Origin of the sequence: Arenimonas fontis (genome assembly GCF_008386465.1) — a bacterium.
GTDB classification, from domain to species: Bacteria; Pseudomonadota; Gammaproteobacteria; order Xanthomonadales; family Xanthomonadaceae; genus Arenimonas; species Arenimonas fontis.
On the sequence record NZ_VUOD01000004.1, the window covers coordinates 293,062 to 304,957 of the forward strand.

Annotated in this window: 10 protein-coding genes; 6 read left to right on the plus strand and 4 right to left on the minus strand. The window is 72.4% G+C overall.

Annotation, left to right across the window (positions count from 1 at the left end; translation table 11 throughout):
- Positions 1-4: 4 nt before the first annotated feature.
- The 4 genes from F0415_RS07390 to F0415_RS07405 are packed head-to-tail and all read left to right on the plus strand — an operon-like array spanning position 5 to position 5,890.
- A complete protein-coding gene (locus F0415_RS07390; protein ID WP_149860556.1) occupies positions 5-895 on the plus strand; it encodes a DUF58 domain-containing protein in 891 nt (296 codons plus the stop codon).
- Positions 892-2,016 (plus strand): BatA domain-containing protein, encoded by a 1,125-nt coding sequence (locus tag F0415_RS07395; protein ID WP_149860557.1) that lies wholly within the window; start codon positions 892-894, stop codon positions 2,014-2,016. Before F0415_RS07390 ends, F0415_RS07395 begins: the two co-directional genes overlap by 4 nt.
- Positions 2,013-4,133, plus strand: a complete 2,121-nt coding sequence (locus F0415_RS07400) for a DUF4175 domain-containing protein (RefSeq protein WP_149860558.1) — start codon at positions 2,013-2,015, stop codon at positions 4,131-4,133. The genes F0415_RS07395 and F0415_RS07400 overlap by 4 nt, the downstream gene beginning before the upstream one ends.
- Positions 4,130-5,890: a carboxypeptidase regulatory-like domain-containing protein gene (locus F0415_RS07405; RefSeq protein ID WP_149860559.1), complete on the plus strand. Its 1,761-nt coding sequence runs from the start codon at positions 4,130-4,132 to the stop codon at positions 5,888-5,890. Before F0415_RS07400 ends, F0415_RS07405 begins: the two co-directional genes overlap by 4 nt.
- Here the strand turns inward: F0415_RS07405 and F0415_RS07410 are convergent, their stop codons facing one another.
- A complete protein-coding gene (locus tag F0415_RS07410; RefSeq protein ID WP_149860560.1) occupies positions 5,891-7,549 on the minus strand; it encodes an HD family phosphohydrolase in 1,659 nt (552 codons plus the stop codon).
- 338 nt (positions 7,550-7,887) lie between these two features.
- On the opposite strand from F0415_RS07410, the gene F0415_RS07415 reads away from it, so the two are divergent.
- Positions 7,888-8,193 (plus strand): hypothetical protein, encoded by a 306-nt coding sequence (locus F0415_RS07415; RefSeq protein ID WP_149860561.1) that lies wholly within the window; start codon positions 7,888-7,890, stop codon positions 8,191-8,193.
- A gap of 140 nt (positions 8,194-8,333) precedes the next feature.
- Here F0415_RS07415 and F0415_RS07420 read toward each other — a convergent pair whose 3' ends face one another.
- Positions 8,334-9,368, minus strand: coding sequence for an aldo/keto reductase (locus tag F0415_RS07420; RefSeq protein ID WP_149860562.1), 1,035 nt, complete (start codon positions 9,366-9,368; stop codon positions 8,334-8,336).
- A gap of 205 nt (positions 9,369-9,573) precedes the next feature.
- A complete protein-coding gene (locus F0415_RS07425) occupies positions 9,574-9,972 on the minus strand; it encodes an HU family DNA-binding protein (protein ID WP_149860563.1) in 399 nt (132 codons plus the stop codon).
- A 289-nt stretch (positions 9,973-10,261) separates the two neighbouring features.
- On the opposite strand from F0415_RS07425, the gene F0415_RS07430 reads away from it, so the two are divergent.
- Positions 10,262-10,528, plus strand: a complete 267-nt coding sequence (locus F0415_RS07430; RefSeq protein WP_149860564.1) for a DUF3297 family protein — start codon at positions 10,262-10,264, stop codon at positions 10,526-10,528.
- A 99-nt stretch (positions 10,529-10,627) separates the two neighbouring features.
- Here F0415_RS07430 and F0415_RS07435 read toward each other — a convergent pair whose 3' ends face one another.
- Positions 10,628-11,680 (minus strand): GGDEF domain-containing protein, encoded by a 1,053-nt coding sequence (locus F0415_RS07435; RefSeq protein ID WP_188310322.1) that lies wholly within the window; start codon positions 11,678-11,680, stop codon positions 10,628-10,630.
- Positions 11,681-11,896 lie beyond the last annotated feature (216 nt).

The following is an 11,896-nucleotide window of genomic DNA, read 5'->3' on the forward strand; positions in this document are numbered from 1 at the left end:
TGCGGTGGGCGGTCCGGACTACATCCCCGCGGCCGTGCGCGCCCGCCTGCGCGGGCTGCGCCTGGGCGGCCGTCGCGCCGCCGGCGGCGAGGGTTTTGGCCAGCACCGCAGCCGCAGCCGCGGCGCCGGCCTGGAGTTCGCCCAGTACCGCCCTTACGAGCCCGGCGACGAACCGCGCCAGGTGGATTGGAAACTGTACGCCCGCTCGGATCGCTTCTTCGTGCGCGAGGCCGAACGCGACAGTCCATTGACCGCCTGGGTACTGGTGGACGCCAGTGCTTCGATGGACCAGGCCGAACCCGGCGACGGCACCCGACTCGATGCCGCCCGGGTTCTGGCCGCCTGCGTCTTCGAACTGGCCCTGCGTCAGGGCGACCGCTTCGGCCTGGCGACGATCGGCGGGACCGGACTGCAACTGGTGTCCGCCGGCGCCGGCCCGCGCCAACGCGACCGTTGCCTGCTGGCGCTGCGGAGCCTGCGCGCCGGCGGCGCCTGGCCGGACCAGACCGTACTGCGCCCGCTCTGGGAGCGGATCGGCGCCGGACACCTGGTGCTGCTGCTGTCCGACGACTTCGACGAGGCCGCCATCGTGCTGATGGAGAAGCTGTCGGCGGCCCGCCGCGAGGTACTCAACATCCAGCTGCTGACCAGCGAGGAACGCGACTTCCCTTTCCGCGGCGGCCATCGCTTCGTCGAACCGGAAAGCGGGCGCGAGCTGAGCAGTGACGGCGCCGCCGTCCGCGAGGATTTCCTCCGTCGCTTCGGCGAAGCCCGCCAGGCCCTGCACGCGCGCCTGGCCGCCGCCGGCGTGCGCCGCGTCGAACACGTGCTGGACCGGCCGCCGGACGAGCCGCTGCGCGCTCTGTTCGCCTCCCGGCCGGTGGAACGCGCATGATCACCGGCTTTGCTGCCCCGCTGGCGCTCTGGGCACTGGCAGCGCTGGCCTTGCCGCTGCTGCTGCACCTGGCGCGGCGCGAGCGGCAGCGACGCACGGTTTTTGCCGCCCTGGCCTGGCTGTTGCCGCGGCAGCGTCCGCGCCGCCGCCTGCGCCTGCAGGAATGGCCGCTGCTGGTCCTGCGCATGGCCCTGCTGGCCGCGCTGGCCCTGCTGCTGGCGCAGCCGCTGCGCACGCCCGACCCGCCCGGCGCCTGGGAGCTCGTGCACCCCGTGTTGTCCGCGCCCGCCGGCGAGGCACCCGAAGGTATCGAGCGTCGCTGGCTGGCACCGGGCTTCCCGCCGACCTCCCTGCCCGCGCCTTCCGCCGAATCGCTGCCGGTGGCCAGCCTGTTGCGCCAGGCCGATGCCGAGCTGCCCGCGCAGACCGCGCTCACCGTGCGACTGCCGCGCCGCCTGGCCGGCCTGGATGCACAGGCGCTGGCGCTGTCGCGGGTGCCGGTCTGGCAGATCGAGGACGCAGCGGATACGGCAAGCGCAGCCGCACCTGTCCAGACCCGCGGCATCGCCCTGCGCGGCGACGCTGATGCCGCTTCACGCCGCTGGCTGCGCGCACTGCACGCCGCCTGGCAGGCGGAAGCCGGCGACGCCGCCGCACCGGATGAAGGTGAAGGACTGCCGGCAAGCGGGCGACTCACCGCCTGGACTGGCGCCGGCCCCGTGCCGGCGACGTTGCTGGACTGGGTCGCGCAAGGCGGTGAATTGCTGCTGGATGCCGACACCGCCTGGCCGTTGCCCTCGCCGCCGGCGAACCTGCCCGGCGACTGGCTGCGCGGCTTGGCGCACGGCCGGGGTCGCGTCTTGCAGTGGCGTACTCCGCTGCAGCCCGAACATCGCCCGGAACTGCTGGAGGCCGATTTTCCCAGCCGCCTGCGTGCGCAGCTGTGGCCGCCACCGGCGCCGACGCTGGCCGATGCCGAGGTCGTGAAGCCGGCGGTGACCAAGGCGGACTACACAACGCCGCCGACGCCCTGGACGATGCCTTTGCTGTGGCTGGCGCTGGCGCTGTTCGCGCTCGAACGCTGGCTGGGCACGCTTCCCGGCCGGGAGGCGACGACATGATGCCCTTGCTGGCGCACGCGCTTGCCGCCGCCCGCCGCCGCGCCGCGATGGCATGGTTGCTGGGCGGCCTGCCACCACTGGCGCTGCTGGCCTGGCTGGGCCTGCGTGCCGATGGCGGACGCGGCACCCTGCTGGCGCTGGCGGTCGCGCTGCCACTGCTCGCCTTCCTGGCCTGGCGTGCCTGGCGGATCCGTGATCCCGCCTGGGCCGCGCGCCGGCTGGACCGCCGCCCTGACATGGAGGACAGCGCCGACCTGCTGCTGATGCCGCCGGCGCGGCCCAGCCCGCTGCAATCCCTGCAGGCCCAGCGCCTGGCCGAGCGCCTGCGCGCGCAGCCGCCCGAGCTGCGCGAGCCCTGGCCCTGGCGCGCGCTGCTGACCAGCCTCGCCGGCACGGCGCTGTGCACCCTTGCCGTGCTGCACTGGCCGGCCGCCGACACCGGCGCCGCCGCCACGCCCGCGCCGACGGCGGAGGACGTCGAGGCAGCAGCGACCGCGCTGCTGCTGAGCGAGACCGAACTGCGGGTGATGCCGCCCGCCTACACCGGCCTGCCCGCGGAAGTGGCACCGGAGCTGTCGCGCCGCGTGCCCGCCGGCAGCCGCCTGACCTGGCGCCTGCGCCTGCGACCGCAGCCGGAGTCGCTGCGCCTGCGCTGGCACGACGGCCGCGAACTCGCCCTGCGCCGCGAAGGCGAGGACTGGCTGGGCGAAACCACGATCGAACGCTCCGGTCTCTACCGCCTGGTCGCCGGGCACGCCTTGCCGCTGGCCGCGGACCGCCTGCACCGCATCGACGTCGTCGCCGACCGGCCGCCCGAAATCCGCGCGATCGCGCCCGAACGCACGCTCAGCCTGCGCGAGGATGGCCAGCGGCACTGGCGACTGGCCTTCGAGGCCAGCGACGACCACGGCCTCGGACAGGCCCGCCTGCACATCACCCTGGCCCAGGGCAGCGGCGAACAGGTGAGCGTCAGCGAGCGGCAGATCGCCGTGCGCGGCGAAGGCGACACGCGCGCGCGGCGTTACGTCCACCGGCTGGACCTGGCCGCGCTCGGCCTGGCCCAGGGCGATGACCTGATCGTGCGCCTGGAGGTGGCCGACAACCGCCGGCCGGCGCCGCAGTGGAGCCGCAGCGCCAGCTTCGTCCTGCGCTGGCCGCCGCCGCCCGCCGCCGAGGCCACCGGCATGGAAGGCCTGATCGAGCGGGCGCTGCCGGCCTACTTCCGCAGCCAGCGCCAGATCATCATCGACACCGAGGCGCTGATCGCCCAGCGCGGTCGCCTGCGCCGCGACAGCTTCGTCTCGCGCTCGGACGCCATCGGCGTGGACCAGCGCCTGCTGCGCCTGCGCTACGGCCAGTTCATGGGCGAGGAGGACGAAGGCTGGGACGCCGAGGCTCGCAGCGGCGATCACGAGGGCGGCCACCAGGAAGAAGAACACCCTGCCGGCGACGGTCATGACCACGGCGAAGGCGAGACCGCGCCACTGGGCGGCGCGGTCAGCGCGCTGGAGGAGTTCGGCCACACCCACGACGACGCCGAGGCCGCCACCCTGCTGGACCCGGAAACCCGCGCCCTGCTCCGCCAGGCGCTGAACGCGATGTGGTCCTCGGAAAGCGAGCTGCGCCGCGGCCAGCCCGAGCAGGCACTGCCGCATGCCTATCGCGCCCTGGATTTCATCAAGCAGGTGCAGCAGGCCAGCCGCATCTACCTGGCCCGTGTCGGCCTGGAGTTGCCGCCGGTGGACGAGTCGCGCCGGCTCACCGGCAAGCGCGAAGGCATCGCCAGCCGCCGCCACGCCATGGCCCCGGCGCAGTCGGTCGGCGGCCCGACGCCAGCGCTTTGGCAGGCCCTGGACGGTGGTGATCCGACGCAGCCGCTGCAGGACTTCGCCCGCTGGCTGGGCGGACGCGCCGGCGATGACACGGAAACGCTGGACCTGATGGAAGCGATCGAAGCGCTGCGCGCCGATCCGGATTGCGATGACTGCCGCGAACGCCTGCGCCGTCGGCTCTGGCCGCTGCTGCCGGCGCCGGCGCCGGCGGCGCAGGCGCGGCCGGCGCCGGACGCGGCCGGCGAAGCCTGGCTGCGCGCACTGACGGAGGACGGGACACCATGAGCCCGCCGCAGGCGTTCGCGCTGATCCTGGCTGGCATTGCACTGTCGGCGACGGTCAGCAGCCTGTTGCGCGGCCGCCGCGCCGGCTGGAGCCGCGGCCGCGTCGCAGCGGTGCTGCTCCTGCAGCCCTTGCTGGCCCTGCTGTTCTGGCTGGCGCTGTGGCCGCCTGCGGGCGAAGGCGAACGGCCACGTCTGGTGGTGCTGACGGCCGGCGCCGAACCTGAGGCGCCGGCGCTGGCGCCGGACGAGCGCTTGTTCGCCCTGCCCGATGCGCCGCGCCCGCCCGGCGCGACGCCGGTGCCGGACCTGGCCAGCCTGCTGCGCCGGCATCCGCAGGCGCGCGGCCTGCGCGTGCTCGGCCAGGGCCTGGCCGCGCACGACCGCGAGGCGGCGCAGGGCTGGCCTCTGCAGTTCGAAGCCGCGCCGGCGCCGACCGGCCTGGTTGCCCTGGATTGGCCGACACGACTGCCGGCCGGCGCGCCGCTGCCGGTGGCCGGCCGCGTCGCCGGCATCGGGCAGGCACGCCTGGAGCTGCGCGACCCCGCCGGTGAGCGCGTGGACAGCGCGCTCGCCGGCGAAGACGGCCACTTCCGCCTGCAGGCCTGGACCGGCCTGCCCGGCCGCGTCGCCTACCAGCTGCAACTGCTGGACGCCTCCGGCGAGGTGCTGACGCAGGCGACGCTGCCGCTGCAGGTACTGCCGGGCCACCCGCATCGGCTCTGGCTGCGCGCCGGCGCGCCGAATGCCGAACTGAAATACCTGGGCCGCTGGGCGCTCGACGCCGGCCTGTCATTGCACGCCGAGTTCGCCCTCGGCGCCGGCATCCGCATCGGCGACCGAAGTCGCCCGGTGAATGCCGCCGAACTGGCCCGGACCGACCTGCTGATCCTGGACGAACGCAGCTGGCGCGAGCTCGGTCCGGCCGGCCGCGCCGCCGTGGACGATGCGGTGCGCGAAGGACTGGGCCTGCTGCTGCGCATCTCCGGCCCGCTGGATGCGGCGACGCGCCGCGAGCTGGCCGAGCGCGGCTTCCGGCTCGAAACGGACACCGGGACAGGCCAGGTCGAACTGCCCCTTGCGCTGACGCCGCGCGCGCGCGGCGAGGAGGTGGTGCCGCGGCTGGGGCGCTGGCCGGGGCGGCTGTCGGCGCCAGGCGGCGCCGTGTTGCTGGCCGATGCCCGCGGCCGGGCGCTGGCCGCCTGGCAGGCGCGCGGGCGTGGTCGCGTCGGCGTCTGGCTGCTCGACGACAGCTACCGCTGGTATCTGGCCGGCTACCCGCAGGCGCACGGCCATCTCTGGGCCCGCGCCGTGGCAACGCTGGCGCGTCCGCAGCCCTCGGCCAGGGCGGTGGCGCCGGCCCGTGGCCGGGTGGGCGAGCGCGCCGCCCTGTGCGGCCTGGGCGCGGACGCGGAGCTGGAAGCGCCTTCCGGCGCCCGCATGGCCCTGATGCCCGATCCCGCCACCGGCCCCGCCGCATGCGCCGCCGTCTGGCCGCGCGAGGCGGGCTGGCACCGCCTCCGCGACGGCGGACGTGAACTGTCCTGGTGGGTGATGCCGGCCGATGCCCTGCCCGGGGTGCAGGCGCAGGCGCGTCGCCAAACCACGCTGGCGCTGGCGGCGCAGTCGCCGGCCGAACGCGTGGGCCCCGCGCCGTCCACGCCGGGCCCACGCTGGCCCTGGTGGGCGGCCTGGCTGGCGCTGGCAGCCCTGGCCTGGGCCCTGGAACGGCCGCGTCCGCGCGCAACCCGGGTCGGGTGATCAGCGGCCCTGCCGGGGTGCCGCAGCACCCTTGGCCGCACGGCGCGCCTCGTCCCCGGCGGCCAGTTCGGCCGCCAGCGCCGGCGACACGCCAGGAATGCGGTGCCAGTCGATCTCGTCGATCTGCTCCGGCGGCAGGAAGCGCTCCGCATATTCCAGGTAGACCCGCTCGCGCAGGAAGACATCGAACAGGTCCGGGTCCACGTGGTTGTCCAGCTTCATGCGGCCGAGGATGGTCAGCGATTCGGACAGCGTCTTGCCGGTCTTGTAGGGCCGGTCGGCGGCGGTCAGGGCCTCGAAGACGTCGGCGATGCCCATCACCCGGGCCGGGATGCTCATCTGCTCGCGGGTCAGGCCACGCGGATAGCCCTTGCCGTCCATGCGCTCGTGGTGACCACCGGCGTACTCCGGCACCCGGCGCAGGTGTGGCGGCCAGGGCAACGCCTCCAGCATGCGGATGGTCACCACGATGTGGTGGTTGATGATGCCGCGCTCGGCCTCGGTGAGCGTGCCGCGGCGGATGCACAGGTTCTCCAGCTCGTCGGCGCTGAGGAAGGACTGCTCGCTGCCGTCCGGGCCGCGCCAGCGCATGGCGCCGATGCGGCGGATGTTGGCGATGCGGGCGTCGTCCATGAACTCGCCGCCGATGTTGGCCTCACGCACCGCCTCGCGGTCGGCGTCGAGGCGGGCCAGGCGGTCGCGGTAGCCGTCTTCGTCCAGCTCGCCCCTCAGCAGGGCGATCTCGGCGTCGCGCCTGAGCACCTCGAAGCGGGTGTCCACCAGTTCGATGCGGTCGAACAGGGTCTGCAGCTTGGTGGCCTTGTCCACCACGTGCACCGGGGTGGTGATCTTGCCGCAGTCATGCAGCAGGCCGGCGATCTTCAGCTCGTAGCGGTCGGCCTCATTCATGCGGAAACCGGCCAGCGGCCCGACCTCGGTGCGGTGCGCCGCTTCGGCCAGCAGGCTGGTCAGCACCGGCACCCGCTCGCAGTGGCCGCCGGTGTAGGGCGACTTCTCGTCGATGGCGGTGTTGATCAGGTTGATCAGGGCCTCGAACAGGTTCTCCAGCTGGTCGATCAGCCGACGATTGTTCAGGGCGATCGCCGCCTGCGAAGCCAGCGATTCCACCAGGCGCTGGTCGGCGTCGGTGAAGGCCACCGTGTTGCCCTGGTCATCCTTGGCGTTGATCAGTTGCAAGACGCCGATCACGCGGCCGTCGTGATCCTTCATCGGTACGGTCAGGAAGGACTGCGAGCGGTAGCCGGTGCGGGCATCGAAGGCGCGGGTGCCGCTGAAGTCGTAACCCTCGGCGTCGTAGGCGTCGGGAATGTTGACGGTCTCGCCGGTCAGGGCCGCGTGCGCCACCACCATGCCATGGTTGCCGCTGCCGTCCGGCAGGTACAGCGGCAGCGGCGCAAAGTCTATCGGCTCGCCATGCCGCCCGCCCTTGAAGTAGCCCAGGCTGTGGTTGCGCAGTACCGCGAAGTGCAGGCGATCGTCCTCCACCCGGTACAGGGTGCCGCCGTCGGCGCGGGCGAACTCTCGCGCCGCCTCCAGGATGCGTTCCAGCAGGGTCGGCAGGTCGCGCTCGTGCGAGAGGGCGATGCCGATGGCATTGAGGGTGTCCAGTCGGGCAAGGATGTCGTCGGCACTTTGCATGGCGGCTGGCCTGGTACCGGTTGCAGTGAACATGAGGCTAAAGCCCGGTCGAACGCAATCCTGGACCGGAAGCGGCCGTGACCGGCCCGGGCCGCGCGGGGCGTTGGACAGCCCGTGAGGCGATGTTCAGCAGGCGTTTGGAACGGCGTCACAGTCCGGCGCGAAACCGTGACCGCCACCCCGCCGCAAACGTGAACAACGGCCGGAAAGTGCTTGAACCGTGAGGGATTTCCCACAACGCGCAACTGTGAGCGCGCGCGCAAACGGGAGCGTCACGCCTGCCTAGAGTGCAATCGAAGGCCGATCCCCCCACCGGCCGACGCAAGTGGAGCAGGACCATGAACGCCGCCCGCAAGCACCTCTTCCGCGAGATCCCCGTTGCCATGGCCGCGTTCGGCATCGCGCTCGGCATGGCGCTGGCGCCCATGGCCATGGCCCAGGAAGGCGCCGCGGTGGCGGCCCAGGGCGCGGCGGTGACGGCCAAGGCCCAGCTGGGCTTCCGCATCGTCATCCATGACGTGGTGCGGGTCGAGGACGGCCGCTGGGACCGCGCCGATGAAGGGCGTTCGGCCCACCTGCCGCGCTTCCAGGTGCGCGAGGACGCAGTGGACGGTCGGCCGGTGCTGACGATCACGCAGCCCTGACGATCGCAGCCCTGACGCCCCGGCGCTGATTCCGCAGCCCGATCCGCGGGAGCCACATGCATCGGCCGGACGGTCGGCGAGATTCGCCGGGCAGGGATGGACGCCGAAGCCACGCCGCCAGGCGGGACCCGACGGCCGCTTCACACCGGCGGCGGATTGCGATGGGCGAAGCTGCGCTGGTGCCAGTACGGATAGGGCCTGGGCCGCTCGCTGACCGCGTCCAGGCGCGCAAGCTGATCGGCGTCGAGATTCCAGCCGACCGCGGCCAGATTCTGCCGCAGCTGTTCCTCGTTGCGGGCGCCGATGATCACGCTGCTGACGGTCGGCCGCTGCAGCAGCCAGTTCAGCGCCACCTGCGGCACGGTTTTCCCGGTTTCCGCCGCCACCTGCTCCAGCGCGTCCACCACTGCGTACAGGTAATCCGGCGCCACCGGCGGACCGCTGTCGGCCACGCGCTGGGATTGCAGGCGGCTGGTCTCCGGCAGCGGCCGGCCACGCCCGATCTTCCCGGTCAGCCGGCCCCAGCCCAGCGGGCTCCAGACCACGGTACCGATGCCCTGATCGATCGCCAGCGGCATCAGTTCCCACTCGTAATCGCGTCCGATCAGCGAGTAGTAGGCCTGGTGGGCGACGTAACGCGTCCAGCCGTGGCGGTCGGCGGTGGCCAGGGCCTTCATCAGGTGCCAACCGCTGAAGTTGGAGACACCGAGGTAACGGATCTTGCCGGCCCGTACCAGGGTGTCGAGCGTGGACAGCACTTCCTCCTGCGGGGTGCGCGCGTCGAAACCGTGCAGCTGGAACAGGTCTATGTAGTCCGTGCCCAGGCGTCGCAGCGAGCCTTCCACCGAACGCAGCAGATGGTGGCGCGATGAGCCGACCTCGTTCTCGCCCTCGCCAAAGCGGAAGGTGGCCTTGGTCGAGATGATCAGCCTGTCGCGCGGACGGCCCTTGATGGCTTCGCCGAGCACCGCTTCCGAACCGCCGTTGGAATAGACGTCTGCACTGTCGAACATGCAGGCGCCGTGCTCCAGGCAGATGTCCACCAGGCGCCTGGCCTCGGCCACGTCGGTCCGGCCCCAGTGCTTGAAGAATTCGCTGCTGCCGGCAAAGGTGGCGGTGCCCAGGGCCAGCACCGGGACACGAAAGCCCGACCTTCCCAGATAGCGAAATTCCATGACGGACTCCCAGGTTATCGCCGAAGATGGTCCATTGCAGCGCCGCCGACCGCTCCGGCACAAGCGGCGGCGGGAAACACTGTGTTGGCGGACCTTCCGGCGCGGGCCGCGTGGGAATGAATGCGGTGAAAACACGCGGGGCGGATGGCCCTGGCCACCCGCCCCGCGTGTTCCGCTGTTGCGGCGCGAAGCCGCAGAAGCCGGCTTACTTGGCCGCAGCGTCCTTGAGCTTCTTCAGCGCGCGGACCTTCACCTTGACGGTGGCCGGCTTGGCGGCGAACCACTGCTCTTCCTTGGTGAACGGGTTGATGCCCTTGCGCCGGGGCTTGGCCGGCACGTTCACCACGTTGATCTTCAACAGGCCCGGAAGCACGAAGGCGCCGGCGCCCTTCTTGCTGACCGATGCATGGGCGACGGCCTCGAGCGCGCCCATCACGGCGCGCACGTCCCTGGCGGCGACGCCGGAGGCCTCGCTGACCTGGGCCACCAGGCCCGACTTGCTCAGTACTTCCTTGATCGGCTTGACCGCGACCGGCTTCTTGGCGGCGGCCTTCTTGGCGGCCTTCGGGGCAGCCTTCTTCTTCGCAGCTTTCTTGGTAGCCATTTCTGTGGTTCCCGTCGGTGGGTTTTATCGGTTGATTGGGGTGCCTGGGTACGCCCCCGGCACGGCGAATGTAGGGCAAGTCCGTCGCGCCGCCAAGCCCGAAACCGCAAAAAACCCCGGGGGAAACCGCCGGTCGCGATCCGCGGGGCGGGCTACGTAATGTCCGGGACATCCCGGCCACCCCTCGTGCCCGCCCCGCCGGCGGCCGACCTGCCGCTAGACTGACCGCCACGACGGTGAAGGACCGGACGCATAAAATGCCGGCCGAATCCGCCACCGGAACCGAGCCATGAGCGACACCCCGCCCGACCGCCTCTCCGTCAACCCGCGCAGTCCGCACTTCGACGCCGCCGTGCTCGAGCGCGGCGTGGGCGTGCGCTTCAACGGCGTCGAGCGCCACAATGTCGAGGAATACTGTGTCAGCGAGGGCTGGGTACGGCTACCGGTCGGCAAGGCCCTGGACCGGCATGGCAACCCGATGACGCTCAGGCACAACGGCAAGGTCGAGGTCTGGTTCCTGACCGGGGAAGCCGGCGAGGACGGCGCCGCCGACTGACCGGCATCAGGCCGGCGGCTCGCGTCGGCGCCTGTCCCGGCCGTACACCCCGCATCCCGTGGAACCCGATCGCGCCCGGGCAGGCAAACCGTGTCCGCCTCAGCCGGCCCGGGTCCGGCTGCGCACATAGCCGGCGCGCACCCGGTTGCGGCCGCTGGCCTTGGCCAGATACAGGCCGCGATCGGCGGCCGAGACCAACAGATGCGGGCTCATGCCCGGCGCCGGCACCACCGCCGCCACGCCGATGCTCACCGTCACGTGCCGCGCGACCCGCGAGGCCGGGTGCGCCAAGGCCTGCGCCAACACCTCGCGGCGCAGGTCCTCGGCCGCCGCGCGCGCACGGTCGAGGTCGTGCCGTGGCAACAGCACCGCCATCTCCTCGCCGCCATAACGGGCCGCCAGGCCGCGGTTGCGCTCGGCGACATTGGCACAGATGCGGGCAAGCTCGCGCAGGCACTCGTCGCCGTGCTGGTGGCCGAGGCTGTCGTTGAGCTCCTTGAAGCAGTCCGCGTCCACCAGCAGCAGGGCCAGGGGCCGCGCCTCGCGACCCATGCAATCCCAGTCTTCGGCCAGGCGCTGGTCGAAACTGCGCCGGTTGGCGATCCCGGTCAGGCCGTCGCGCATGGAGGACTCGCGCAAGGCGCGGTTGGCCAGCTCAAGCTCGTGCACTACCCGCGCCAGGTGGATCGCGCCCGCCACCTGCGCCGCCACCGCGTCGAACACCAGGCAGGCCTGCGGGCTGAAGAAGTCGCGCTCGGTGCTCTCCAGATTGAGTACGCCGAGCAGGCGACCACGATGCCGGATCGGCACCAGGTATTCCGAACGCACCGAATCGTGGCCGGGCACGTAGTCCGGATCGCCATCCACATCGGTCAGCAACTGCGCGCGGCCGGTGCGGACGCACCGGCCCGCCGCCCCCTTGGTGATCGGCCAGGGCTCGCTGCCGGGCGCGCCGGCCGGCGCATCCAGCTCGAGCACGCCGGACCAGACCGCGTGCACGAAATGGGTGCCCTCCTCGTCCAGCAGGATGATGCTGGCCAGGGCTACCGGCAGCCGGGTGGCCAGGCAATCGACGATGCCCTGCAGGACCTCGTCGCGGCCTTCGCCCTGCAGGGCGGCGCGCGAGACCTGGGCCAGGATCTCGGTGAGCATGGCGCGGCGGCCGGCCGCATCGCGTTCGGCCCAGCTCGGACCGTCAACCAGCCAGCCTGCCGGATCGGATTGGACGGCCTGGGGGGGGCAAGGACAGTCCTCGGGGCAGGAGGAGCCCAATCTAACGCCATTCGGCCCTCGGAGCGGACAGTGGACGGGCGGCGTCCGCCCCGCCTTCCGGACCGGGCCGCGACGGCCGAAGCATGACTTGCCGCA